This is a genomic window from Achromobacter sp. Marseille-Q4962 (genome assembly GCF_943737005.1).
Classification (GTDB): Bacteria; Pseudomonadota; Gammaproteobacteria; order Burkholderiales; family Burkholderiaceae_B; genus Achromobacter.
Genome location: NZ_CALSFU010000013.1, coordinates 38,734 through 62,577, shown reverse-complemented (window position 1 = coordinate 62,577; position 23,844 = coordinate 38,734). Strand labels below are relative to the sequence as shown.

At 70.5% G+C, this 23,844-nt stretch carries 21 protein-coding genes; 18 read left to right on the top strand and 3 right to left on the bottom strand.

Annotated features, from left to right (window positions below):
- Positions 1-18: 18 nt before the first annotated feature.
- The 4 genes from NGJ44_RS13095 to NGJ44_RS13080 are packed head-to-tail and all read left to right on the top strand — an operon-like array spanning position 19 to position 6,435.
- Positions 19-2,259 (top strand): ABC transporter substrate-binding protein, encoded by a 2,241-nt coding sequence (locus NGJ44_RS13095; protein WP_251864195.1) that lies wholly within the window; start codon positions 19-21, stop codon positions 2,257-2,259.
- Complete coding sequence (locus NGJ44_RS13090) at positions 2,256-3,233, top strand: ABC transporter permease (protein WP_053245946.1); 978 nt, start codon at positions 2,256-2,258, stop codon at positions 3,231-3,233. The genes NGJ44_RS13095 and NGJ44_RS13090 overlap by 4 nt, the downstream gene beginning before the upstream one ends.
- Positions 3,234-3,238: 5 nt before the next feature.
- On the top strand, positions 3,239-4,741 hold the full coding sequence (locus NGJ44_RS13085) for an ABC transporter permease (RefSeq protein ID WP_251864194.1): 1,503 nt from the start codon (positions 3,239-3,241) through the stop codon (positions 4,739-4,741).
- Entirely contained in the window at positions 4,738-6,435 is a 1,698-nt protein-coding gene (locus NGJ44_RS13080) for an ABC transporter ATP-binding protein (RefSeq protein ID WP_251864193.1), read from the top strand. Before NGJ44_RS13085 ends, NGJ44_RS13080 begins: the two co-directional genes overlap by 4 nt.
- Before the next feature lie 14 nt (positions 6,436-6,449).
- On the opposite strand, the gene NGJ44_RS13075 is transcribed toward NGJ44_RS13080, so the two are convergent.
- The 3 genes from NGJ44_RS13075 to NGJ44_RS13065 form a co-directional block, all read right to left on the bottom strand.
- Entirely contained in the window at positions 6,450-6,992 is a 543-nt protein-coding gene (locus NGJ44_RS13075; RefSeq protein WP_251864192.1) for a MarR family winged helix-turn-helix transcriptional regulator, read from the bottom strand.
- A 31-nt stretch (positions 6,993-7,023) separates the two neighbouring features.
- Complete coding sequence (locus tag NGJ44_RS13070) at positions 7,024-8,778, bottom strand: collagen-like triple helix repeat-containing protein (RefSeq protein WP_251864191.1); 1,755 nt, start codon at positions 8,776-8,778, stop codon at positions 7,024-7,026.
- Between the two features lie 294 nt (positions 8,779-9,072).
- Positions 9,073-10,737, bottom strand: coding sequence for a ShlB/FhaC/HecB family hemolysin secretion/activation protein (locus NGJ44_RS13065; protein ID WP_251864190.1), 1,665 nt, complete (start codon positions 10,735-10,737; stop codon positions 9,073-9,075).
- Positions 10,738-11,260: 523 nt separating this feature from the next.
- On the opposite strand from NGJ44_RS13065, the gene NGJ44_RS13060 reads away from it, so the two are divergent.
- The 14 genes from NGJ44_RS13060 to NGJ44_RS12995 all read left to right on the top strand — a co-directional run bounded on the left by NGJ44_RS13060 (position 11,261) and on the right by NGJ44_RS12995 (position 23,824).
- Positions 11,261-11,539: a hypothetical protein gene (locus NGJ44_RS13060; RefSeq protein ID WP_251864189.1), complete on the top strand. Its 279-nt coding sequence runs from the start codon at positions 11,261-11,263 to the stop codon at positions 11,537-11,539.
- 60 nt (positions 11,540-11,599) lie between these two features.
- A complete protein-coding gene (locus NGJ44_RS13055; protein ID WP_082308246.1) occupies positions 11,600-11,776 on the top strand; it encodes a Flp family type IVb pilin in 177 nt (58 codons plus the stop codon).
- Between the two features lie 87 nt (positions 11,777-11,863).
- Entirely contained in the window at positions 11,864-12,352 is a 489-nt protein-coding gene (locus NGJ44_RS13050; RefSeq protein WP_053244264.1) for a prepilin peptidase, read from the top strand.
- Positions 12,319-12,768, top strand: coding sequence for a TadE/TadG family type IV pilus assembly protein (locus NGJ44_RS13045; RefSeq protein WP_251864240.1), 450 nt, complete (start codon positions 12,319-12,321; stop codon positions 12,766-12,768). Before NGJ44_RS13050 ends, NGJ44_RS13045 begins: the two co-directional genes overlap by 34 nt.
- A 58-nt stretch (positions 12,769-12,826) precedes the next feature.
- A complete protein-coding gene (locus NGJ44_RS13040; protein ID WP_251864188.1) occupies positions 12,827-13,258 on the top strand; it encodes a TadE family protein in 432 nt (143 codons plus the stop codon).
- Positions 13,255-14,196, top strand: a complete 942-nt coding sequence (cpaB, locus tag NGJ44_RS13035) for a Flp pilus assembly protein CpaB (protein WP_251864187.1) — start codon at positions 13,255-13,257, stop codon at positions 14,194-14,196. Before NGJ44_RS13040 ends, cpaB begins: the two co-directional genes overlap by 4 nt.
- A gap of 95 nt (positions 14,197-14,291) precedes the next feature.
- Positions 14,292-15,653: a type II and III secretion system protein family protein gene (locus tag NGJ44_RS13030; RefSeq protein WP_502802129.1), complete on the top strand. Its 1,362-nt coding sequence runs from the start codon at positions 14,292-14,294 to the stop codon at positions 15,651-15,653.
- Complete coding sequence (locus tag NGJ44_RS13025; RefSeq protein ID WP_251864185.1) at positions 15,650-16,969, top strand: P-loop NTPase family protein; 1,320 nt, start codon at positions 15,650-15,652, stop codon at positions 16,967-16,969. Before NGJ44_RS13030 ends, NGJ44_RS13025 begins: the two co-directional genes overlap by 4 nt.
- A gap of 54 nt (positions 16,970-17,023) precedes the next feature.
- On the top strand, positions 17,024-18,388 hold the full coding sequence (locus NGJ44_RS13020; protein WP_251864184.1) for a TadA family conjugal transfer-associated ATPase: 1,365 nt from the start codon (positions 17,024-17,026) through the stop codon (positions 18,386-18,388).
- Positions 18,385-19,314 (top strand): type II secretion system F family protein, encoded by a 930-nt coding sequence (locus NGJ44_RS13015; protein WP_251864183.1) that lies wholly within the window; start codon positions 18,385-18,387, stop codon positions 19,312-19,314. Before NGJ44_RS13020 ends, NGJ44_RS13015 begins: the two co-directional genes overlap by 4 nt.
- Positions 19,315-19,328: 14 nt before the next feature.
- Positions 19,329-20,324 (top strand): type II secretion system F family protein, encoded by a 996-nt coding sequence (locus tag NGJ44_RS13010; RefSeq protein WP_251864182.1) that lies wholly within the window; start codon positions 19,329-19,331, stop codon positions 20,322-20,324.
- The gene (locus NGJ44_RS13005) at positions 20,324-21,187 is read left to right on the top strand and encodes a tetratricopeptide repeat protein (RefSeq protein WP_251864181.1); all 864 of its coding nucleotides are present in this window, start codon (positions 20,324-20,326) and stop codon (positions 21,185-21,187) included. Before NGJ44_RS13010 ends, NGJ44_RS13005 begins: the two co-directional genes overlap by 1 nt.
- A 50-nt stretch (positions 21,188-21,237) precedes the next feature.
- Positions 21,238-21,693 carry a DUF3613 domain-containing protein gene (locus NGJ44_RS13000; protein ID WP_251864180.1) on the top strand — a complete coding sequence of 152 codons (456 nt, stop codon included), beginning with the start codon at positions 21,238-21,240 and terminating at the stop codon, positions 21,691-21,693.
- A 28-nt stretch (positions 21,694-21,721) separates the two neighbouring features.
- Positions 21,722-23,824, top strand: coding sequence for a pilus assembly protein TadG-related protein (locus NGJ44_RS12995; protein WP_251864178.1), 2,103 nt, complete (start codon positions 21,722-21,724; stop codon positions 23,822-23,824).
- Positions 23,825-23,844: the final 20 nt, after the last annotated feature.

Below are 23,844 nucleotides of genomic sequence, written 5' to 3'. Positions count from 1 at the left end.
AGAAAGGAAGCATTACGCATGCGTGTATCGAAGCGGCTCTGGGCGGCAGCCGTGTTGCTGCTGCTGGCGCTGTCAGGCTGCTCCCCGGAAAACACCCTGCACAGCCCCATCAACAGCCCCTATCCCGCCGGCGCCGAGGCCGGCAACACGCTCTATTCCGCGTTCGTCAAGCGCTCGCCCAAGTACCTGGACCCGGCCAGTTCCTATTCCGGCGACGAGACGCCCTACACCTACAACATCTATGAGCCGCTCTACGGGTATCACTACCTGAAGCGGCCTTACGAGCTCGTGCCGCGCGCGGCTGCCGCCATCGACCCGCCGGTCTACCTCGACGCCCGGGGCAGGCCGCTGCCGGCCGACGCGCCGGGCGAGCAGATCGCCCACAGCGTGTACGACATCCGCATCCGCCCCGGCATCCGTTTCCAGCCTCACCCGGCCTTCGCGCGCAGGCCCGACGGCTCCTACGCCTATTACCCGCTGTCGCCGGCCGATCTCGAAGGCAGGTACGCCATTCCCGATTTTCCCGAAACCGGCACGCGCGAGCTCACCGCCGACGACTACGTCTACGCTTTCCGCCGTCTGGCCAGCCCGCGCGTGGTGTCTCCCATCTACACGCTCATGGCCAGCTACGTGGAGGGAATGAAAGAATACGGCGACCGCCTGCGCCAGCGCGACCAGGCCCTGCGCCGCGACGCCCCGGAGGGCGCCGCGCCCTGGCTGGACCTGCGCGAACCCGACGGCTTCACCGGCGTGCAGGCGCTGGACGCCCATACGCTGCGCATCCGCGTCAAGGGCAAGTATCCCCAGTTCAAGTACTGGCTCGCCATGACCTTCACCGCGCCCGTGCCCTGGGAAGCCGACCGCTTCTACAGCCAGCCGGGCATGGCCGCCCACGATCTCTCGCTCAATACCTGGCCCGTCGGCACGGGCCCCTATATGCTGGTGGAGTCGCTGCAGAACCGCCGCCACGTGCTCGCCCGCAATCCCAACTATCACGGCGAGCCCTATCCCTGCGAAGGCGAGCCCGGCGACCGCGAGGCCGGCCTGCTGGCCGATTGCGGCAAGCCCACGCCCTTCATCGACCGCGCGGTGTTCAGCGTCGAGAAAGAGGCCATCCCGCTCACCGGCAAGTTCATGCAGGGCTACTACGACGTGCCCCAGATCGAGCGCGGCGAATACGGCGTGGCCATGCTGGTGGCCGCCGCCGACAGCGCCGACAAGGCGCGCCAGTACCGCGAGCACGGCATCAAGCTGCCCACCACCATCGAGACGGCGAACTGGTACATGGGCTTCAACTGGCTCGACCCCGTGGTGGGCAAGGGCGACACGCCCGAACAGGCCGAGAAGAACCGCAAGCTGCGCCAGGCGATCAGCATCGCCTTCGATTGGGAGGAATACGTCGCGGTCTTCGAAAACAGCCAGGCTTCGGTGGCTTACGGGCCGGTGCCGCCCGGGGTGCTGGGCTACCGCGAGCCCCCCGAGGGCATCAACCCGGTGGTGTACGACGTGGTGGACGGCAAGCCGGTGCGCAAGTCCATCGACGTGGCGCGGCGGCTGCTGGCCGAGGCCGGCTACCCCGACGGCCGCAACGCCAAGACCGGCGCGCCGCTGGTGCTCTACTACGATTCCATGGTGGGCGGCGGCTCGAATCCGCAGTTCGACTGGATGCGCCGCCAGATGGCCAAGCTCGGCGTGCAGCTCGACGTGCGCGCCACCGACTACAACCGTTTCCAGGACAAGATGCGCAGCGGCTCCGCGCAATTGTTCTTCTGGGGCTGGAACGCCGACTACCCCGACGCCGAGAACTTCCTGTTCCTGCTCTACGGGCCGAACGCCAAGGCCAGGACCGGGGGCGAAAACGCGGCCAACTACCAGAACCCCGAATTCGACAGACTCTTCGAACAGATGAAGTACCTCGACGACGGCCCAGAGAAAGAACGGCTCATTGCGCGCATGGTCGCCATCGTGCAGCGCGACGCGCCCTGGATGTTCGGCTATTTCCCCATGTCGGGCGGCGCCTACCAGCAATGGGTGGGCAACGCCAAGCCCACCCAGATGGTGCGCAACACCCTGCAATACATGAAGATCGACGCCCCCTTGCGCCAGCGCAAGATCGACGAATGGAACCGGCCCGTCTGGTGGCCGCTGGGCCTGTTCGCGCTGCTGCTGGCCGCGGCGGTGTGGCCTTCGTACGCCGCGCTGCGCCGGCGCGAGCGCCAGACGGCCTTTTCCGCGCCGGCGCGCGAGGAGGCGCCATGATCGGCTACGTTCTGCGCCGGTTGCTGTACGGGATGCTGATCCTGATCGGCGTCAACCTGCTGACCTTCGTGCTGTTCTTCGCCGTCAACACGCCCGACGACATGGCGCGGCTGTCCATCGGCGGCCAGCGGATCAGCCAGGACGCCATCGAGAAATGGAAGGCCGAGCGCGGCTACGACAAGCCGCTCTTCTACAACAGCGGCGCCCAGGGCGCGGCCCGCCTGACCGACACGGTGTTCTACCAGCGTTCCGTGCCGCTGCTGGCGCTGGAATTCGGCACGTCCGACGGCGGCCGCGACATCGGCCGCGAGATCCGCACCCGCATGGGGCCCAGCCTGGCCCTGGCCGTGCCCACCTTCCTGCTGGGGCTGTTCGTCAGCGTGATGTTCTCGCTGGGGCTGGTGTACTTCCGCGCCACGCGGCTGGATTTCTGGGGCGTGGTGCTCTGCGTCGTGCTGCTGTCCATCTCCAGCCTGTTCTACATCATTGCGGGGCAGTGGCTCTTCGCCAAGATGCTGCGGCTCGTGCCCTTTTCCGGCTTCGAGTGGGGCTGGGACGTCTCCAAGTTCCTGGCGCTGCCGGTGCTGGTGGCCATCGTGTCGCGCCTGGGGCCGGAGGCGCGCTTCTACCGCACGCTCTTCCTGGAGGAAATCGGCAAGGACTACGTGCGCACCGCCCGCGCCAAGGGCCTGGCCGAGCGCGTGGTGCTGCTGCGCCACGTGCTGCGCAACGCCATGCTGCCCATACTCACCAGCACCGTGGCGGCCTTGCCGCTGCTCTTCATGGGCAGCCTGATCTCGGAGTCCTTTTTCGGCATTCCGGGGCTGGGCAGCTACACCATCGACGCCATCAACGCCCAGGACTTCTCCGTGGTGCGGGCCATGGTGTTCCTCGGTTCCGCGCTGTACATCGTCGGGCTCGTGCTGGCCGACATCTCCTACACGCTGGCCGATCCCCGCGTCCGATTCGAGTAGCCGCCATGCCCAAGTTCGTTTTCCTCTGGACCGACGTCGCGCTCTGGCTCATGGCGCTGGGCGTGCTGCTGTATGCCTGGCGTGTGTCGCGCAGCCCCGCTTTGCGGTCCACCTGGGGCCGGGTGGCGCGCGACACGCCCGCCATGTGCTCGGCCGTGGTGCTGGCCGCGTTCGCCATCGTGGGGCTGGCCGATTCCGTGCATTACCGCCCGCTGCTTCCGCCGGCGCCCGGCGCGCCCGCCGACGCAGCGCCGGCCTATGCGCCCTCGGTCGCGTCGGTGCTCGACGGGCTGCTGTCCGGCACCGTGCTCACCCGCCCCGAAAAAACCTACTCCGAGCCGCTGGCCGTGCGCCAGTTCACCAAGGAAACCATGCTCATCGACGGCAAGCCCGTGCGCGATTTCCCGCTGCTGCGGGGCGCGGGCGCGCATCTGGCCGATCCCGACCGCGACCGCGGCGCCGACCTGGCGCGGCGCCTGGCCGCGGGGCTGGCGGGCGGCCTGGCCGTGGCCGCCGCCGGCGCCGCGATCCTGTATGCCTGCCTGAGGCGGCGCGCCGGCGCGCCGCAGGCGCGGGCGGCGCTGCTGCGCGGCGAGTCCGACATTCCCTGGCGCGCCATGGCCGTCACCTTCGCCTTGCTGTGCCTCGCCGCCGGGGCGCTGGCCGGCCTGTCCAGCGGCTACCACGCGCTGGGCACCGACCGCATCGGCAACGACGTGCTCTGGCAGGCGCTCAAGAGCATCCGCACGGCGCTCGTCATCGGCAGCCTCACCACCATCGCCATGCTGCCCCCGGCCATCGTGTTCGGCATCGCGGCCGGCTACTTCAAGGGCAAGGTGGACGACGCCATCCAGTACCTGTACACCACCATCACCTCCATTCCCGGCGTGCTGCTGGTGGCGGCCTGCGCGCTCATGATGCAGGTCTACATCGACAACCACGCCGGGCTCTACGACACCTCGGCCGCCCGCGCCGACCTGCGCCTCTTCCTGCTCTGCATGATCCTCGGCCTGACCGGCTGGTCCGGACTGTGCCGCCTGCTGCGCGCCGAGACGCTCAAGCTGCGCGAGCTCGAATACGTGCAGGCGGCGCGCGCCTTCGGCGTATCGCACTGGCGCATCATGACGCGCCACCTGCTGCCCAACGTGGCGCATATCGTGCTCATCACGGTGGTGCTGGAGTTTTCGGGGCTGGTGCTCTACGAGGCCGTGCTTTCCTACCTGGGCATCGGCGTGGACCCCAGCATGAACTCCTTCGGCTCCATGATCGACGGCGCGCGCCTGGAAATGTCCCGCGACCCCATGATCTGGTGGAATCTCATGACGGCCTTCATCTTCATGCTGGCGCTGGTGCTGGCGGCCAATCTCTTCGCCGACGCGGTGCGCGACGCCTTCGACCCGCGTACCCGGCGCTACCGCCCGGCGCGCGCGCCGGGCCCGACCGGGCCGGGCCGCACAGCCGCGCTCGCGGCGGACGCCGGCGCGGGCAAGCGGGGAGACGCGTCATGAGCGGCCCCGGCGCCTCCCTGCTGCGGGTGCGGGACCTGCAGGTCGACATCGCCGGCGAAAGCGGCATGACCCATGCCGTCAAGCGCCTGCAGCTCGCCATCTCGCGCCGGGAAACCTTCGCGCTGGTGGGCGAGTCGGGCTGCGGCAAGAGCATGACGGCGCTTGCGCTGCTGCGGCTGCTGCCCGACGCGGGCCGCATCGTGGGCGGCCAGATCGACCTCGAAGGCCAGGACCTCAACCTGCTTCCCGAAAGCGCCATGCGCGGCGTGCGCGGAGGGCGCATCGGCATCATTTTCCAGGAGCCCTCCACCAGCCTGAATCCCGTGATGCGGGTGGGCGATCAGATCGTCGAAACCCTGCTGGCCCACACCCCGCTGCGCGGCGCCGCGGCGCGCGAGCGGGCCGTGCACTGGCTGCGCCGCGTCGGCATTCCCGAGCCCGAGCGCCGCGTCGACGATTACCCCTTCCAGTTTTCGGGCGGCCAGAAGCAGCGCATCATGATCGCCATCGCCCTGGCCGCGGAGCCCGCGCTGCTCATCGCCGACGAGCCCACCACCGCGCTCGACGTCACCGTGCAGGCGCAGGTGCTGGACCTGCTGGCCGACATCCAGCGCGAACTGGGCATGGCGGTGCTGCTCATCACCCACGATCTGGCCGTGGTGAAGAACGTGGCCCATCACGTGGCGCTGATGCGCGGCGGGGAAATCGTCGAAAGCGCCAGCGCCGAGGAATTCTTCCGCGCGCCTCGCCACCCTTATGCGCGCCAGCTGTTCGCGGCCATTCCCACCTTCGAGAAGCGCGGCGCGCCGCTTACCGAAGAAGGCCGCCGCGCGGAGGCGGCGCGCGGCGGGTCGGGCGCGCAGGGCGCGTCCGCGGACGGGCAGGCCCCCGTCATGCTCGACGTGCAGGATCTGAAAGTGCATTACCCCGTGCGCAAAGGGCCGCTGCGCCGCGTCGCGGCCTGGGTCAAGGCCGTGGACGGCGTGTCGTTCCGCCTGCACGCGGGCGAGACGCTGGCGCTGCTCGGAGAATCCGGCTGCGGCAAGACCACCACCGGCAAGGCCCTGCTCAGGCTGGCCGAGGGCGCGCGCGTGAGGGGCCGGGCCCTGCTCGGCGGCGTGGATGTGCTGACGGCGGGCCGCCGCGAGCTGCTGCGCCTGCGCCAGGACATCCAGATCGTGTTCCAGGACCCGTACGCTTCGCTCGATCCGCGCATGCGCGTGGGCGAGATCCTCGACGAAGGGCTGGCCTCGCTGCGGCGCAGCCTGTCGGCGGCCGGGCGGGCCGCGCTTGCCGCCCGCCTGGTCGACCGCGTGGGGCTGCCCGCCAACACGCTGTCGCGTTATCCGCACGAGTTCTCGGGCGGGCAGCGCCAGCGCATCGCCATTGCGCGCGCGCTGGCGGTCGAACCCAAGGTGCTGGTCTGCGACGAGCCCACCTCGGCGCTGGACGTGTCGGTGCAGGCCCAGATCCTGGATCTGCTGCGCGAGTTGCAGCGCGACCTGGGCATCGCCTATCTCTTCATCACCCACAACTTCGGCGTGGTCGAGTACCTGGCCGACCGCATCGCCGTCATGGACGGCGGACGCATCGTCGAAATCGGCCCGTGCGCCGAGGTGCTGGCCTCGCCCCGCGAAGCCATGACGCGGCGCCTCCTGGCGGCGGTGCCGCGCCTGGCCTTCGGGCAGTCCTGAGACGGGCGGCCTGCTCAGGACTGCCAGGCCACGCCCGTCTCCAGCCAGATCTGCGTTTCGTACCGCAGCGCGCGCACGCATTGCTCGAGAAACGCGTGTACGGCTTCCACATCGCGCGCATCGAAGCGCCGCGCGAGCATGGCGACTTCCGTGGCGATCCATGCCCGCTGCTCGAGCAGCGGCGCGCATTTTTCCTCCACGGGCTGGATCACGACGATGCGCCGGTCCAGCGAGTGGCGGCTGCGCCGCACGAAGCCCGCCGCCTCCAGCCGGTTGATCAGCGCGGTCGCTCCCCCCGCGCTGATCCCCAGCAGGTGGGCGAGCTGGCCGGTGGGCAGCGCGTTGAATTCCACCACGAGCTCGAGCGCCTTCACCTGGGCCAGCGGCAGGCCCAGCGTCTGGGCCAGGGCCGACTGGCTCGCCGCGCTGTAGGCCGCCAATTGCCGTCCGAGCATCTGCGAGATGTCGTGCAGCGTCTCGGGCCGCGGCGTGTCGGGGTAGGGGCGCTGCGGCGCGCTGGCGTGCGCGTAGTGGGTGATGAAATCATGGTGCAGCATGGTCGGGATCTCCTGCGTCGCGTGATCGTGATTACTTGCGCGTGGCCAGCCCGCCGACCACGCCGCCCAGCAGGCCGCCGCCGGCCTGCCCGCCCCCGAGGATCGACGCCGCGCCGTTCAGGATGCCGCCCAGCAGGCCCCCTTGCTGCTGCGCGCCCGCGCCGGCGGAAGCCGCGCCGCCCGCCGTCGCGGAAACGCTGGCCGAGGCATCGGCCGCGGTGACCTGCGCCGACACGCCTCCCACCGCCCCCGTGAGGCCGCTCACCACGCCGGTCACGGGCGCCAGCAGGCCGCCCGCGCCGCCGCCGCTGGCCGTGCCGGTCAACCCGCCCGCCACGCCGGTCACCGGCGCCAGCAGACCGCCGCCGTTGCCCGTCGCCCCGCCCGTCAGGCCGCCCACCAGTCCGGTCACCGGCGCGAGCAGGCCGCCATTGCCGGCGTTGCCGCCCACCGAGGCCACCGCGGCGGTCACGCTGGAGACGGCGCCGGTCAGCGGGGCCAGCAGGCCGGCGGCGCCCGCTGACGTATCCACGCCGGTCGCGCCCAGGGCGCCGGTCAGCGGGCTGAGCAGGCCGTTGCCGCCGCCTATGCCGTTCAGTCCGCCCGTCAGCGAGGCCACGGCGCCTGTGGCGTTGGCCAGCGTATTGCCAAGCGGATTGGCATTGCCGGGCGTGGCCTGCACCAGTCCTCCCGCGCTGGCGATGGCGCCGCCCAGACCTTGCAGCACGCCGTTCAGGCCCGCCGCATCGCCGCCAGGCAGCGTGCCGCCCAGATTGCTCACCGAGCCGCCCAGCGTCGTCAGCAGGCCGTTCACCGGCGCGCCGAGCGTGGTGACGGCGCCCACCTGCTGCGTCAGTCCGGTGGCGGCGCCCGCGATCGGGCTGACGGTGTTGTCGAGCGCTGCGCCGACGCCGGCCAGCGGGGTTTGCAGGCCCAGCGGCAGCACGTTATCGACCGCCTGCCCGGTGTTGCCCAGCGCCGGCTCCAGGATCGGGTTCACCGGGCCGCCGAGCAGTTGGCCCGTGAGCCCGCCCGCCAGTTGCGACACGGGCTGGAGCAGGCCCCCCTCGCCGGAGAGGCTCGAGGTGAGCGTGCCCACGGCCTGGGTCGCGTTGCCCAGGATCGCCGTCAGGGGCTGCGGGTTGTCCGGATCGGCGTTGAGCAGGCCGCCCGTGCTGGCGACGGTCTTGCCCAGACCGTCCACCAGGCCGCCGAGGCCGCTGCCCAGTCCGCCGGGCAGGCCAGTGCCGGCCAGCGTCGTTCCCAGGTTGCTCACCACGCCGCCGACCTGCTGCACCGCCGTGTCCACCGGCTGCCCCAGGCCCGTCGTGGCGCCGACTTGCTGGGTCAGGCCGACGACGGCATCGGCGACAGGCTGCACCGTCGGGTCCAGCGCCTTGCCCAGCTCGCCCAGCGTGGTGTCCAGATTGAGCGGCACCGCGTTGTCCACCGCCGCGCCGGTATTGCCGAGCGTGGTTTCGAGCAAGCCCGTGGTGGTCGGGTTGGTGCCGGGGTTGTTCGGATCCGTCGGGTTGCCGGGATTGTCCGTGCCGCCGTTGCCATTGCCGTTGCCGTTGCCGTTGCCGTTGCCGTTGCCATTTCCGCCGGGGCCGCCCGTGCCGTTGTCGCCGCCCGTTCCGCTGTCGCCGCCGAGACCGGGGAGCGCGGCGCTCGAATGATGGCCGCCGCCGCTGCCGCACGCGGCCAGTGCGCTCGCGAGCAGGGCGGCCAGGACGGAGGCGGTGAGAATGCGCTGGACGCGGTGGGTGTCGTGGGGGGATTGCATGGCGAGCTCCTCTCATTGGGAAAGCGGGCGCTGAAATGTCCCGATACGACTCACCACGCATAAATCATGCCAATTCTTTTCGGATGCTGCCTTTTTTGTCCGCCGCTTTCGGGGAGCGCTTGAAAAAATTCGGAAAATCAGCGGCTTATGGGGAAATTGCTGCGGTTTTCGCAAATTTGCGAATCCGTTTTTTTTGCGCCGAACAGGGCCGGCGGGAGCCCTCGGCAGGCAATGTGGCCCGTAACGTTACGGCGGCGTTACGTAACGCCGCCCGCGCGCCGGGGCGTGTCGGCCCTAGAACGCGTCGTAGAACAGCGAGTAATTGGCGTTGAAGCGCCAGTCGCGCCGGTCGTCGCCGGCGGGCCGCGCGCCGACCGGCTTGGCCACGTTGAAATCGAACAGGTAGCGCTTGTCGTCGGTGAGCCGCAGGCCCATGGCCACGGACGACAGGTGGCGCTGGTTGGCCTCCTGCAGCGCGTCGTTGTTGTACCAGGTGCGCGCGTAATCGACGAGCGCATAGGGCTGCACGCTGGACAGGTAAGCCCAGCCCAGCGGGATGCGGCGATTGATTTCCGCCGACAGGCCCACGCCCTTGTCGCCGCTTTGCTCGCCTTGCGGGTAGCCCATCGCGAAGCGCGTGTTGCCGAACGAGATCTGCTCGGAGGAGGGAAGCACGTTGCTGGAATACTGGCCCGAGGCGGACAGCACCAGTCCCAGCCCCGCGGGCAGGGTGTGGGCCAGCCGCGCGTTCAGGTTCACGCGCGTGAAATCCAGGTCGAGCTCGGGGGTGGCCGCGTAGCCGTAGTTGCTGTCGATGCGTTTGCGCGCGCCGGCCGTGTCGAAGCCCTTGGAGACGCCCAGCGTGACGTCGGAAGACGCCGTGGGCGACACCTGGACATACCGCAGCTCGGCATTGGCCGCCCGCACGCGGGCGTCCTGGCGCAGCCAGAGATCGCTGTTGCGCGCGTCGTAGCGGTCGCGTGAATTGGTGGCGTAGACGCCCAGGGTGCCGGTCAGCGAGCGCGTGTTGTTCAGCAGAAGGGGATAGCTCACCGCCACCCCGGCCCGCTCGTTGCGCACCCGGCGCTCGAAACCCAGGGACTCGATGGCTTCGTCCCGGGGCCGCGCATCGTAGTGGTAGCCGTCGAGCTTCATCGCAAGACCGTCGTTGCCGATCGGCACCCTGATCTCGCCGGCCACGTACTTGACGTCGTCGTGATTGAACGGCACGGCGGCGGTCAGCTTGACCTGTTCTCCCAGCGGCGTGAGGCTGTTGGCGGCCATGTTCACAATGGGCTGCATGCCCGTGCCCAGGTCCGCCACGCTGCCGGTCAGGCCCACGGGCCGCCGCGTGGCCGCCAGCACCAGCGCGGTTGCGCCGTCGGCGCGGCGCGGCAGGTCGAGCGCAGGCGTGAACTTGACGCCCGGCACGGTGCGCATCAGGTTGAGCACGCGCTCCAGGGTGGCCTGGGTCAGCGGGCGCTCGGCTTTCAGAGGGCCGGCCAGCGCCTCCAGGCGGTCCCGGGCGTTGCCGATATCGCCGTCGATGCGCACGTCCGACACATAGCCTTCCACCACGGTCACCACCACCAGCCCGTCGGCGAAGCTTTGGTTCTGCACCAGCGCGAAGGACAACGGATAGCCGGCGTCGCGGTAGCGCTGGGTGATGCGGTCCACCTGCTGCACGAGCTCGCCCAGCGTGATCTCTTTTCCGGCCAGCGGCGCCAACAGCGCGGAGATCTCGCTGAACGGCAGGGCGTGCGCGCCGGAGACGTCGAAGTGGCGCGGGACGATGCGCTGCGCCAGGCGGGCTTTCAAGGCAATCTGTTCGGGCGTCTGCACCTGGACGCGGGGCGGCGACGGCTGGGCGGCCGGCGGGCGTTCGATTTGCGGAAGCGCATCGACGGGATTGCCGCGCAGCGGGCCGTCGGCCAGCGCGCAAGCCTGCGGAGCCAGCATGGCCGCCAATGAAAGCAGCGCGGCGGAACGGGCGGAGATTTTCCGGGGCCGGTGCGATACGGGATGCGGTGGTGTCTGCGGTATCCGGTCCATGCGCGGCGAGTCGTGTCGAAGTGGAGTGGCGGCCCGAACCATGGCCGCCGCTGCGACGGCACGAAAGAATATGTTTGACATTGTAATAATTGCCGCGCCAAAGGGAAATGACAATAAGTTTCCGATAATCCGTTTAAATAATTTTATATATCAATTTATTATTCATTGCTGCAAAAACCAAGACAACATACCCCATCATGCCGCCCTATTTGCAATTCTTCGCAGATCAATCGATATGCGTTACATAATGAAGCGTACTCATGGTCTTTATCCGTATAAACCCTGATGTGTATTAATTCGTAGTAGTTGAGACTATAAAAAAGTATCCAATTACATTTGAAATAATGTGCCGGAACCTGGCGAAACCGGCCCGAAGCGGGTGTCGGGCCATTGCATCAGCAGGATGGGGCAACCCGAGCAAGGAGCAGACATGAATCCGGGCGATGCCGCGCCTCTCGCGTTTCATGAAGGGCTGGGGATGCTCTCGTTTCCGGTTGCGGGCCTTCGCGCCGCCTTGTCTGCCATGGTCTTTCCCGCGGCGCCGGCGGCCGCGGTTTCCGCCATGCGCTTGCGCATGGCGCGCGCGTCCGGACGTTTTCGAAAGAGATTCGCGCAGCGTATCGATCTGAATACCGACCCGGCCGTCCAGCCGCCGGGCGCAACCCATCCCGTTCCCGATCCGGCTTGCCAGGCCGGATCGAGGCTGTAGCGGGAGCAGGACGGTTCTGTTCCGTCCATCCCAGATCAATCGAAACCGACGGAGTTCGCTATGAAAGGCAGATTTGTTCAGTTCTGGAAAGACGAGGACGGCATTACCGCGCTCGAATACGGCATGATCGCCGGCCTCATCGCGGTTGCCCTGGTCGTGGCCATCGGTTATCTCACCGACGGCCTGGAATCGCTGTTCACGACCATCAAGACCAAGCTCGAATCGTTCGAACCGTAATGCTGCGGCGACCGCCTGCGCCAGCAGCGGTGCGCATCGAAAGCGAAAGGGGACAGCTTGCGTCCAGGGGAAGTATTGTGGTGGGCAATGTTCGCGGTTTGGAATGGCGTGCTGATCGGCTGCGATCTATGGCGGCGGCGCGTGCCGAACGTATGGGTGGCGGCCGGTCTGTGCGCGCAGGCGCTGTGGCTGCTGGCGGCCCTGCTGGTTCAGGGCTGGGCGTATCCGCCATCGTGGCCCGGCTGGGCGCAGGCCGCTGCCGGCGCGCTGTTTCCCGCCGCCTTTCTGCCGCTCTGGCGCCGCCGGCTGATGGGGGCGGGCGACATCAAGGCCATGGCCGTCATCGGCCTGGCGCTCGGACTGGCGCCGCTGGCGCTGACGCTGCTGTTCGCGAGCCTGCTGGCCGGGCTGCACTCGCTGGCCTGGCGCACGGTGCCCGCCGTGCGCGCGGCGCCCCGTTCGGCGCAGATTCCCTACGCGGCCTATCTGGGAGCGGCCGCGCTCAGCGCGGCGTGTATTCCCTCGAATTCGGCCTGGTATTCGTGGTGTTCTTCGTGGTGCTCTACGGGATCCTGACCTATGGCTTCGTCTTCGCCGCGCAGCACGCCGTCAACCTGGCGGCGCAGGATGGCGCGCGCCGGATGCTGCAATGGCAGGAGGGGGCCTCATCGCTGGACGCGCTGGACGCGCGCGCCCAGGCGGCGCGCGACGCGGCGCTCGATCTGTCGGCCTGGATCGCCACCCTGTCCGCGGCGCCGGTGGCCGTCGCCGTGTGCGGCAGCGGCGGACTGCTCCAGGCCAGCGGCGGCGGCGCCTGCAGCGGCCATGCGCTGGAACAGGACCAGGCCGAAGTCACGGTGTCGTATGCCTACGGCGCGCATCCGCTGATACCCGTGTTGCCCTTGCTGGGGCAGGCGCTGGTTCCGGATTCCCTGGTGCTGCGCGCGCGCGCCCTGGTGCGGCTCGGCGGCGCGATGGATGGGGTGCAGTGAGATGGGCGCCGCCGCTCTTCCCCGGCCCATTCCGGCGCTTCGCGCCAGGCAGCGCGGCGTGGCCGCGCTCGAATTCTCGCTGGTGCTGATGGCGCTCTTCATGTTCCTGTTCGCGATCATCGGGCTGGGGCTGATCTTCTGGCTCCAGCAGCAGTTGGCCGCGGCCGCCTCCGAAGGCGCGCGCGCCGCGGTGCAGGCGCAGCTCGACGAGGCTCCGGACGCGGCGGCGCGCACCTGCGGCGCGGCGCTGGCGGTGTTCGGGGCCGACACCTCGGTGGACTGCCGCGTTACGCGCGCGCCCTGCGCATGGGCCGGGTCCGGCGGACAGGCCGCCGATTGCGCCACCGTGGCGCTGAGCTACAGCGTGCGGCAGTGGCCGCTGCTGGCCACGGCGCAGGGATTCCTGTCCATGCTGCCCGGCGGGGGCAACTGGATTCCCGAGCGCATGGGCGCCCGGGCGGTGGTGCAAGTGTCTCAAGGAACACCATGAGCAGCCTGAGCAAGATCATCGCGGTGTTGTTGCTGATTGCGGGCCTGGGCCTGGCCGGCGCAGCCTGGCATTTGCTGTCCGTGCGGCCCGAGACGGTTCCCGCGGCCGCCCTGCCTGAGCAGGCGCCGCCGCCGGCGCCCGAGGCGGCGGGCGCGCTGCATCCGGTCATCGTGGCGGCCCGGCCGATCCCGGCGGGTTCGCGCCTGGAGGCGGCGCAACTGACGCTGGCGCATTGGCCGGCCGTGCCTCAGGGAGCTTTCGGAAAAGCCGGCGCGCTGGAGGGCGAGGTGGCGCGTGTGGATATCGGCGAGGGCGAGCCCCTGCTGCCTTCGATGCTGGCGCGCGGCCTGTCGCGCCAGCTCAAGAACGGCGAGCGCGCCGTGGCGGTGGCGGTGGACGAGGTTGCCGGCGTCGGCAACCGCGTCGCGCCGGGCGACACCGTGGACGTGTTTTTCGAACTGGACAAGGGCGCCGAGGTGAAGGGAACGCAGGCGCGCCTGCTGCAGGCCGGCGTGCGCGTGCTGGCATACGGAGATGCCGCCCTGGGGCGGCCCGATCCCGGCGTTCCGGCCAAGGGCGGCGCTGCGCCCGTGCCGCGCACGGCGGTGCTGGCCATGCCGGTCGCCGACGTGAACAGTCTGCTGCTGGCTTCCCGCTCGGGGCGGCTGCGGCTGGCGCTGCGGCCGGCGGGAGACGACGGCCAGCCTGACGTGACGCTGTTCGCGGCGCGCCAGCCCGTGCTGCCGGGCCGACCCGATCTGTCGCCCGCCCAGCGCGCCGCGCTGGGCGACGGCCTCAACCGCGCCTACGCCGGCGACAGCCTGGCTCAGCTCGATGGCGCCGCCGACGCGCCGCGGCCCGCCGCGGCCGCCACGGCGAGGTCTGGGCGCAGTGTCGAAATCCTGCGTGGAGGGCAATCCGAACGCGTGCGCTACTGACCGGCGCCGCCTGCGCGGCCCGCCTTCCTGCGATTTTCCGGTGTCCAGAACAGATGATGAACAAGCCGTCCATTTCAATCCGTGTCGTTGTCGGGATGATCCTCGCGGCGGCCTGTGCAGGGGCTCCGAGGGCCCAGCCCGCCGGCGCGCCGGCCACCGGGGTGCCGGCCACCGGGATGCCGGCCACCGCCACGCCGGCGGAGATCGTCCTGCCGGCCCGGTCCCAGCAGACGCTGCCGCTGTCCGGCGCGCCGTCGCGCATCGGCATCGGCGATCCCGACGTGGCCGACGTGAAGGTGCTGGCGGGCGCCAGCGGCGCGCCAGCCGTGCTGATCTTCGGCAAGAAGCCGGGCCTGACCCAGTTGCGCGTCTGGAGCGGCAAGGGCGGAACGCCGCAGGTCTGGACCGTGCGCGTCATCGGCGCGATGCAGGGCGCGCTGGCCAGCCGCGGCGTGGCGGGCGGCGCGCAAGTGGACGTGGCCGATGGCGCCGCGCTGGTTTCCGGGCATGCCGACACGCCGCTGGCGCACCGGGCGGCGGCGGCGGCGGCCGCCGCCGCCGCGGGAGGCGCCAAGAACGTGGTCGACGTTTCCACCGCAGGCAGCGGCGGCGTGGTGCAGGTCGAGGTGAAGGTGGTGGAGGTGTCGCGTTCGGTGCTCAAGCAGGCCGGCATCAGCCTCTCGGGCGGCCATGGCCCCTGGGGCGGCACGAGCTCGACCACGCCTGACGGGTTCGCGGCGCCGCTGGGTTTCAGCAGGGCCGCCAGCCTGGCATCCGGTTTTTCCCTGTTCTACGACTCCAACGATTTCAGCGCCCGGCTGCGGCTGCTGCAAAGCAATGGCATGGCGCGGGTGCTGGCCGAACCCACGCTGGTCGCGCTGACCGGGCAGAGCGCCAGCTTTCTGGCCGGCGGCGAGCTGCCGATTCCGGAGTCGGGCGGACTGGGCACGGTCACCGTCGCCTTCAAGCCTTTCGGCATCGGGCTGACGGTCACGCCCACCGTGCTGTCGCCGCAGCGCATCGCGCTGAAGGTCGCGCCGGAGGCCAGCGAGCTGGACTACGCCAACGGCGTCGTCATCAATAGCGGCTACGATTCTTCCACCATCATTCCGGCGCTGCGCACGCGGCGCGCAGACACCACCGTCGAGCTGGGCGACGGCGAGAGCTTCGTCATCAGCGGCCTGGTGTCGCGCCAGACGCGCGCGCTGGTCAACAAGGTGCCGATGCTGGGCGACCTTCCCATCATCGGCGCGTTCTTTCGCAGCGTGGACTATTCGCAGGAGGACACGGAACTGGTCATCGTGGTGACTCCCAGGCTGGTGCGACCGATCGCGCGAGGCGTGGCGCTGCCCTTGCCGGGCGGGCGGCAGGAAAAGACCGACACGGCCTTCAACGCATGGGGGTACTACCTGATGGGGCCGGCCAGCGGCCAGCAGATGCCGGGATTTTCGCGGTGAGCGCCATGAAGACACACGCATCCGAATGGGCGGGCCTGCGCGGCGCCAGACGCTTCCTGTTCTGTTCCGAAGACAATGCCGTCGCGGCGCAACTGGCGCAGGCGCTGGGCGAAGAAGGCCTGCTGATGCAGGAGACGCCCGCGCCGCAGGAGCTGGCGCGGCGCGTGGCGGAGATTTCGCCGTCCCTGGTGTTCGTGGATTTCACGCCCAGCGCCGACGAGCCCGGCAAGCTGGCGGCGGCCGCGGATCTGGTGCGCCTGCTGGCCCAGGCCGCGCCCGAGGTGGCGCGCGTCGCGGTGGGCCGCCTGAGCCAGCCGGAGGGCGCGGTCGCCGCGCTGCGCGCGGGCGTCAGCGATTTCGTCGATCCCGCCGCGGCGCCGGAAGAAACCCGGCAGGTGGCGCGCCGCCTGATGGCCGCGCCTCGCGGCAACGACGCGGGCCAGGCCGGGCGCAGCCTACTGCTGCTGGGCGCGCGGCCCGGCGTGGGCACCAGCACGCTTGCCGTGCACCTGGCCGGCATCGTGCAGGGTCGCCTGCAGCAGGCGCACGGCGCGCATGCCGGCGCCCGCGCGGGCAAGGCGGCGGAGCCGGGCGAGGGCCTGCCCCTGGCCGCCCGGGTGGCGGTGGCCGATCTCGGGTGGCCGGTGGGCGACTGCCAGCTCTATCTGAACATCAAGGGCGATTTCCATTTCGCCGAGGCGGCCCGCAACCTGAAGCGCCTCGACGCCACGCTGCTGGGTTCGGTGCTGCCGCGTTCCGCCAGCGGACTGAGCGTGCTTGCGCTGCCGCGCGACGTGGAACAGATGCGCGAAGTATCCCTGGCGGACTCGCTGCTGGTCTTCGAGCGCCTGCGGCAGCATTGCGGCGCGGTGCTCACCGATGCGGGCGGCTTTTCCAATGCCAAGTTCATCGCCGCGCTGGCGCGCGTGTCCCAGTACGTCTGGCTGGTCACGGATCAGAGCGTGGGCGCGCTGGTTTCGCTGGCCGGACTGCTGCAGGACCTCGAACGCCTGCACGTGGAACGCGCCAGGCTGGGGCTGGTGGTGAATCGCTACGACGAGCGCTACGGCATGACGGCGCAGCAGATCGCCGAACGCTTCGGGCTGGCGCTGGTGGGCACGCTGCCCGAACGGACGCTGGCGCTGATGACGTGCACGAACCAGGGCCGCCTGCTGCATGAAGAGGCCGAGCGCGACATCTATGTGCGGGGCGTGCAGGCGCTGGCCGACCGGCTCTGCGCCGAGGCGCACGCGGCGCGCGCCGGCTGGCTTGCGTCCTGGTTGCAAGGCATGCCGCGCTGGCCGGCGGCTCATTGATCGGCGGAAGGAATACGTGCGGCGGCACGGGCAAACGACGGACGGCAGACGGACATGATCATGACAGGCACCATCGAGTTCGGCGACGAGGGAGGCGGCGCGCACGCATCGGCCCGCTATCACGAGGTCAAGGGCGCCGCGTACGAGCACCTGCTCTCGCGCATCGAAGAGCTGGGGGCGGAGTTCGGCCGCTGGACCCGGTCGGCCATCCAGGAGTTCGTCGACATCGAGGTGGCCAGCTTCGTGCGGTTGAGGCGCCTGCCCGTCAACGAAGGCGAGGTGCGCGACATCGCCGAGGCGCTCACCAAGGAACTGGCCGGACTGGGGCCGCTAGAGGATCTCCTGGCCGACGCGTCGGTCGAGGACATACTCATCAACGGCTACGACAACGTGTTCGTCTCGCGGCGGGGCGTGCTGGCGCGCGAGAGCCTGCACTTCACCGACAACCAGCACGTGCTGCGCATCGTCCGGCGCATCCTCGCGCCCATCGGCCGCCGGCTGGACGAGTCCTGCCCCATGGTCGACGCGCGCCTGCCGGACGGCGGGCGCCTCAACGTCGTGATCGAGCCGCTGGCCGTCGACGGGCCCATGGTGTCGATCCGCAAGTTCCGCCAGGATCCGCTCAAGCCCGCCGACCTGCTCGCCCTCGGCACCTTCGATGGGGAAATCCACCGGCTGCTCAGCGAGGCCGTGCGCAACCGCTGCAACATCCTCGTTTCCGGCGGCACCAGTTCGGGCAAGACCTCGCTGCTCAACGCGCTGGCCTTCTTCATACCCGAAACCGAGCGCGTGGTGACGGTGGAAGACACGGCCGAACTGTCGCTGAATCATCCGCACGTGGTGCGGCTGGAGGCCCGGCAGGGCGGCTTCGACGGCGCCGGCGCCGTCAGCATCCGCGACCTGATCCGCAACAGCCTGCGCATGCGTCCGGACCGCGTGGTGGTGGGGGAAGTCCGCGGCGCCGAAGTGATGGACATGCTGCAGGCCATGAATACCGGCCACGAAGGCTCCATGGCCACCATACACGCCAATTCCCCGCGCGAATGCCTCTACCGCATCGAAATGCTGGCCGGCTTTGCCGGTTTCCAGGGCAGCGAAGACAGCCTGCGGCGCCAGATCGCCAGCGCCCTGGATTTCATCGTGCAGATCGGGCGCCTGTCCAACGGCAAGCGCCGCGTGCTGTCGGTGACCGAGGTCACGGGCATGGGCGACAACGTCATCTCGACGCAGGAGCTGTACCGGCACGAAGCCTATGTCTGTCCCGAAGGCGAAGAGAAAGACCGCTGGAAATGGCTGGGCATACATCCGCACACGCCCAAGCTGGCCCGCTTGCGCACCGAGCCGCGCAAGCCGGACGGCGCGGCCGCGGACGGGCCCGAAGACGGCGGCGGAGGCGGATTCTGGAGCCGGAGGCGATGACGATGCTGGCTTACGTGCTGGGCGGCCTGGCCCTCGTCTCGATGCTCGCCGCGCTGCTGCTGTGGCGGCACGCGCAACAGCGCGCGCGCCGCGAGGCCAGCTCGGCCTTTCTCGAAAAGCGGCTGAATCCGGGCGCCGCGTCCGCGGAAGGGACCACGCCGTTCGCGCGGAATGCGCGTCCGATGCGCTCGGGCCTGGCGGGATGGGACAGGCTGCTGCTGTGCGCGGGCGTACGCCAGAGCCCGGCGTTCTACGGCAGGCTGGCCGCGCCGGTTGCCGCCGGCACGCTGCTGGCCTGGCTGCTGCTGGGACCGCTGTCCGGCGCGGTGGCGCTGGTCGCCTTGTCGGTCGCGGCGTATTTCACGCTCTGGCTCAAGGGCGAGAAGCGCATGCGGCGCATGGCCGCGCAGCTTCCGGCCTTCCTGGACAACGTGGTGCGGCTGGTCACCATCGGCAACAGCATGGCGTCGGCTTTCCAGACGGCGGCCGAGGCGGCCGAAACGCCGTTGCGCGAAGTCGTGGCCACCGCGGCCGGCCTGAGCCGCTCCGCCTGGGAGCTGGACGAGGCGCTGGTCCACGTGTCGCGCATGTACGGCATGAAAGAGCTGTACGTGGTGGCTTCCGTGGTTTCCATCGCCCAGCGTTTCGGCGGCCGCAGCGACCAGGTGCTGGAGCGCATCGCGGCCTTCATGCGCGATGTCGGCCAGGCCCGCAGCGAGCTGTCGGCGAGCTCGGCCGAGATCCGCATGTCGGCGTGGATACTGGCCTTGCTGCCGCTGGCCGTGGGCGCTTTCATCATGGCGGCCAACAACGATCTTTTCATGGGCCTGTGGCGGGATCCGGCCGGTTTCCGGATGCTGGTCATCGCTATCTGCCTGCAGATCGGCGGTTCGTACTGGCTGTACCGCATGGTCAGGGGAATCTAGGGGAAAGGGAAACCATGGCCGCGATAGCGCACCTATCTCCCGCGACGCTGCTGGGCCTGGCGCTGCTGCTGGCGGCGGCCGCGCTCCTGGTCCTGGCGGCGTCCCTGTTCCGCCGGCTGCGGGAGCAGGACCGGACCCGCCAGCTCGTGGACGACGCGCTGGCGGCGCGCAGCCGCCGGGCGGCCCCGGACACCGCCGGCAGCGCGGGCGGCGGCGGGAGGCTGGCGTTCGCGGCGCGCGCCGCCGATGCGTTCGGCAAGCGCCTGAGCACGGGCCGCTACGCCGAGGCATTGCTGGCGGCGGAAGACCGCAAGCTGCTGGACCTGGCGGGCTATGCCAGCCCGCCGATCGCGCGCGCCCGCTTCGTGGCCGCGCGCGCCGCGCTGGCATTGCTGCTGCCGGCAGCGGCCGTGGCGTTCGGCCTGGGGCGCGGACTGGGCCACGGCCCCGCGGGCGTGGTCGCGGCGGCTTTCGTGGCGTTCTGCCTGGGCTGCATGCTGCCCAAATGGATCGTGCGGCGCCGCGTTGCGCGGCGCCGCCGCGAGGCGGCCGAAGAACTGCCCATGTTCATCGACCTGCTGCGCCTGCTGCAAGGCGTGGGGCTGTCGGTGGACCAGAGCCTGCAGGTTCTGGTGACGGAGTTCGCGCATGTGCTGCCGGTGCTGACCGACGAGTTCCGGCTGGCGGCCGGGCTGTATGCGCGCGGACGCACGCGCGAGCAGTCGCTGGCCAGGCTGGCCGGCGGCTTCGGCAACGACGACATTTCCGCCATCTGCCGGCTGATCGCGCAGGTGGACCAGCACGGGGGCGCCGTCCAGGAGCCGTTGCAGCGGTTCGGCGAGCGCCTGCGCGAGAAGCGGCGCATGGAGCTCAAGGAGAAGGTCGGCAAGACCACCGTGAAAATGACCGGAGTCATGATCGTGACCCTGCTGCCCGCGCTGCTCATCGTGACCGGCGGGGCCGGATTCATTGCCGTGGCGCGCGGCCTGTCGCGCCTGGGAGGAATGTGATGCCGAACAAGAACGGATGCAGGCGCTGCGCGGCCCGGCTCGGGCTGGCCGCCGTGGCGATGGCGGCGATGGCGGCGGGGCTGGCCGGCTGCAAGACCAATAACGTCGAAACCGCCTGGCAGCTGATCCAGCAACAGCAGCAGGAGCAGGCGCTCGCGCGGCAGAAGGAAGAGGCGGCGCAGGCCAGGCGCGTGGCCGACGCGCCGGAAATGATGCTCTCCATGATCTCCGAGACGCAGCGCCAGGGACGCTATTTCGCTTCGCTGGCCTATATCGACGCCTTCCAGCGGCAGTTCGGCAGCGACGCGCGCGTGGCCGCGATGCGCGCCGAAGCGCTGCGCCAGACCGGGCAGGTCGCGCAGAGCGAGCAGGCCTATCGCGCTCTGCTGGGCACGCCGCAGGCGGCGCAAGGCTGGCACGGGCTGGGGCTGATCGCCGGCGCGCGCGGCCAGTACGCGCAGGCGGCCGACGATCTGGCGCGCGCGGCGCAGCTCTCGCCGATGGACCCCGGCATCCTGGGCGACCTGGGCTTTGCGCGGCTGCGCGCGGGCGATCCGGCCGGGGCCCGCGTGCCGCTGGGCCAGGCCGCCGAGCTGGCGCCGGACAGCGCCAAGGCGCAGGCCAACCTGGCCGTGCTCCTGCTGGTGGAGGGCGAAACCGGGCGCGCGCAGTCGCTGATGGCGCGCGCGCAATTGAGCGGCGAGGCCCGCCTGCGGGTGCTGAGCCTGGCGGAGGAGATCCGCCGCCAGACGGCGGCCGCGCCTTCCGGCGGGCCGGTGATGGCGGCGGGCGATCCGGCGCCGGGGCTGCCCATCATGAGTCCGCTCATGGACCGGCTGGGCAATGGGCCCATCGTGCGTTGAAGATCGCGCGTTGAATATGTGGCGTTGAACATTTTTACAGGAGCGCAGCCATGCGGACTTTCCGTTCTTCCAGACCGATCGCGCCGCGATCCGTGCGCGGCCTGGCGCTGGCGCTTGCCGCCGCGGCCGGGCTGGCCGCTGGCGCGGCCCGCGCGCAGGCGCAGGCCCCGCTGACCGGCGGCATGGCCGGCGCGGCCAGCCCGGCGCCCACCGCGCCCGCGCCGGCCCGCGACGCGGAGACGGCCATGCCCGCCCGGCCGGTGGTGCGCCAGACGCAGGCGCCGCTGCCTGCGCCCCAGCCTGCGCCAGGCGCGCCGCGCGAGGAGCAGTTCGGCGACGTGACGCGCGGCCTCCTCGCGGCCCAGGCCGACGGGCGGCGCGCCGGGGCGGCGCTGCCCGTGCTGGGCGCGGTGTCCACCGCCGCCTGGGACCGGTATCTGGCGAGCTTCACCCATCCCGTGCCGGAATGGTTCCAGAAGCGCGTGGACACCCGCAATACCAATTAGGACGTGCCAGCCCGGAAAGGAATGTCGCATGAGAACCCGCGCCGCAACCGCACCGCGCAGGGCCAGCCGCCAGCGCGGCGGCATCACCATTGCCATGGTCTTCGCGGTGATCGTGGGGTTGTTGCTGCTGGCTGTCACGCAGCTCGGCTATGCGTTCTACATGCGGCGCGAGATGCAGAAGGCGGCGGACCTGGCCGCGTTGTCGGCCGTGCAGGTGCTGGGCATGGGCCAGGCCGGCGATTGCGCGCGCGCCGCCGAGGCCGGCCGCCGGGCCGCGCTGGCGAACCTGCCCGCGCTGTTCGATACCTTCACCGCGGACGACGTTACTGTGCAATGCAAGGTCTGGGATCCCGCGCGCGCGGACGCTTCGGCCATGCACCTGCTCGACGCCGCCGACGGCCAGCCGCCCAATGCCATGCGCGTCGTCGTGGCCCGGACGCTGGCCGATGTCGTGCCCAGCTTCTTCGGCGCGCTCGGCGACGGCACGCGCGTGTCGGTGGCCGCCGTCGCCACGCGCAGCGCTCCCGTCGCGGCGTTCACGGTGGGTTCGCGCCTGCTGCGGCTGGAGAAGGGCGGGCTGCTGTCCCAACTGCTTGCCACGGCGGGGGCCACGCCCGCGCAGCTCGACGTGCTGGACGCGGCGGGCGCGGCCAGCGCCGACATCACGCCTTCGGGATTGCTGCAGGCGCTGGGCCTGCCGCTGTCGGTCGCCAGCGGCGTGGGCACGCCCGAGCAGCTTGCCGCGGTGAACAACCTGAGCCTGGGCACGCTGCTGCAGGCCACGGTCACGGCGATAGACAAGGGCGGCGACACGGCCACGGCAGGGGCGGGGCTGCTGCGCGGCGCCGTGACCGAGCTGCTGCGGATTCCGGGGCTCACCCGGCCCATCCGGCTGTTCGGCGACGGCGGCGTGCTGGGCCTGGACCTCTCCGGCGGCGATGCCGCGGCCGGGCTGCGGGCGCGCGTGAATGCGCGCAACGTCATCGAGACGGCCCTGGTGCTGGCCAACGGCGACAACCTGATCGACCTGGGCCTGAATGTGCCGCTGCTGGGCCTGCAGGCGCAGGCGCGCGTGGTGGAGCCGCCCGCGCTGGCCGTGGGTGGCGTGGGCGCGCGGGCCGTCAGCGCCGGCGTGCGGGTGTATTTGCGCGTGAATACCTCGGACATTCCGCTGGTGGGACGGCTGCTGTCGTCCACGGCGAACATGCAGCTCGACCTGCCCATCGTCATCGACGTGGCGCAGTCGGCGGGCACGCTGACGGGGCTTTGCGCCGCGCCGCTCCAGGCCACGATCGACGTGACCGCCTCGCTGGCCAACGTGTGCGTGGGACGTTTTCCCGGCATGGCCTCGTCCAGCAATGCGTCGGCCGCCGGCTTTCTGAGCGCCTCCAACGCCTGCCAGCAGGCCGGCTTCGGCGCCATCGACCGCTACCGCGTGCTCAATGTGCTGGGCATGCCGGTCGCGAGCAAGGTGACGCTGGAGGTGTTTCCTTCCGCCGCGCCGGTGCCCGTCACGCTGTCGGCGCCGCCGGCTTCGCCGTCCACGGCGACCGTCAACGCCAGCGCCATCGATCTGGCGGGCCTGGCCTCGGGCCTTGCGGACACGCTGGTCGTGGGCCTGCTGGGCGACATCACGCAGACCGGCGCTCCCATGACCGGCGCGCAGCGCGATGCGCTGGCGCGCAACCTGGTCGGCGGGGGAGGCTCGAATCCGGGCAGGTCCGTTTCAGCCATCGTCAACGATATCCAATGGTCGCAGGGCCAGCTCGATGCGATCGGCCAGCGCATCGTCGCCGGCGGCCTGGCCGGCGTGCTGGGCGGCACGCTGCAGGTGGTCGGCAATGTGCTCAACACGGTGCTGCTGGCGCCGCTCACCGACCTGGGGTGCAGCCTGCTCGTGGCGCCGGGCGCCATCCGCGAATGCCGGGTGAGCGCGGTGTCCACCTATGTGCTGAACGGCTCCGGACAGGTGGGGGGCGTGGTGTCGGTGGCGATCGCGCTGCTGACCCCGCTGCTGGACGCGCTGTCGGGCGCGCTCGCGCAGGTGCTGGATTCGCTCGGGCTGAACGTGGCCCAGACCGATGTCGCGCTGCTGTCGGTGGACTGCGGCCGGCCGAGGCTGGTGTATTGATGACGCAAGCAAAGACTCCG

Coding starts and splice junctions, on each gene's coding strand:
- NGJ44_RS12995 (WP_251864178.1), top strand. CDS start 21,722: ATGAGAACCCGCGCCGCAACCGCACCGCGCAGGGCCAGCCGCCAGCGC.
- NGJ44_RS13015 (WP_251864183.1), top strand. CDS start 18,385: ATGACGATGCTGGCTTACGTGCTGGGCGGCCTGGCCCTCGTCTCGATG.
- NGJ44_RS13005 (WP_251864181.1), top strand. CDS start 20,324: ATGCCGAACAAGAACGGATGCAGGCGCTGCGCGGCCCGGCTCGGGCTG.
- NGJ44_RS13065 (WP_251864190.1), bottom strand. CDS start 10,737: ATGCTGGCTCCGCAGGCTTGCGCGCTGGCCGACGGCCCGCTGCGCGGC.
- NGJ44_RS13000 (WP_251864180.1), top strand. CDS start 21,238: ATGCGGACTTTCCGTTCTTCCAGACCGATCGCGCCGCGATCCGTGCGC.
- NGJ44_RS13050 (WP_053244264.1), top strand. CDS start 11,864: ATGTTCGCGGTTTGGAATGGCGTGCTGATCGGCTGCGATCTATGGCGG.
- NGJ44_RS13055 (WP_082308246.1), top strand. CDS start 11,600: ATGAAAGGCAGATTTGTTCAGTTCTGGAAAGACGAGGACGGCATTACC.
- NGJ44_RS13080 (WP_251864193.1), top strand. CDS start 4,738: ATGAGCGGCCCCGGCGCCTCCCTGCTGCGGGTGCGGGACCTGCAGGTC.
- NGJ44_RS13020 (WP_251864184.1), top strand. CDS start 17,024: ATGATCATGACAGGCACCATCGAGTTCGGCGACGAGGGAGGCGGCGCG.
- NGJ44_RS13085 (WP_251864194.1), top strand. CDS start 3,239: ATGCCCAAGTTCGTTTTCCTCTGGACCGACGTCGCGCTCTGGCTCATG.
- NGJ44_RS13070 (WP_251864191.1), bottom strand. CDS start 8,778: ATGCAATCCCCCCACGACACCCACCGCGTCCAGCGCATTCTCACCGCC.
- NGJ44_RS13060 (WP_251864189.1), top strand. CDS start 11,261: ATGAATCCGGGCGATGCCGCGCCTCTCGCGTTTCATGAAGGGCTGGGG.
- NGJ44_RS13090 (WP_053245946.1), top strand. CDS start 2,256: ATGATCGGCTACGTTCTGCGCCGGTTGCTGTACGGGATGCTGATCCTG.
- cpaB (WP_251864187.1), top strand. CDS start 13,255: ATGAGCAGCCTGAGCAAGATCATCGCGGTGTTGTTGCTGATTGCGGGC.
- NGJ44_RS13075 (WP_251864192.1), bottom strand. CDS start 6,992: ATGCTGCACCATGATTTCATCACCCACTACGCGCACGCCAGCGCGCCG.
- NGJ44_RS13095 (WP_251864195.1), top strand. CDS start 19: ATGCGTGTATCGAAGCGGCTCTGGGCGGCAGCCGTGTTGCTGCTGCTG.
- NGJ44_RS13030 (WP_502802129.1), top strand. CDS start 14,292: ATGATCCTCGCGGCGGCCTGTGCAGGGGCTCCGAGGGCCCAGCCCGCC.
- NGJ44_RS13010 (WP_251864182.1), top strand. CDS start 19,329: ATGGCCGCGATAGCGCACCTATCTCCCGCGACGCTGCTGGGCCTGGCG.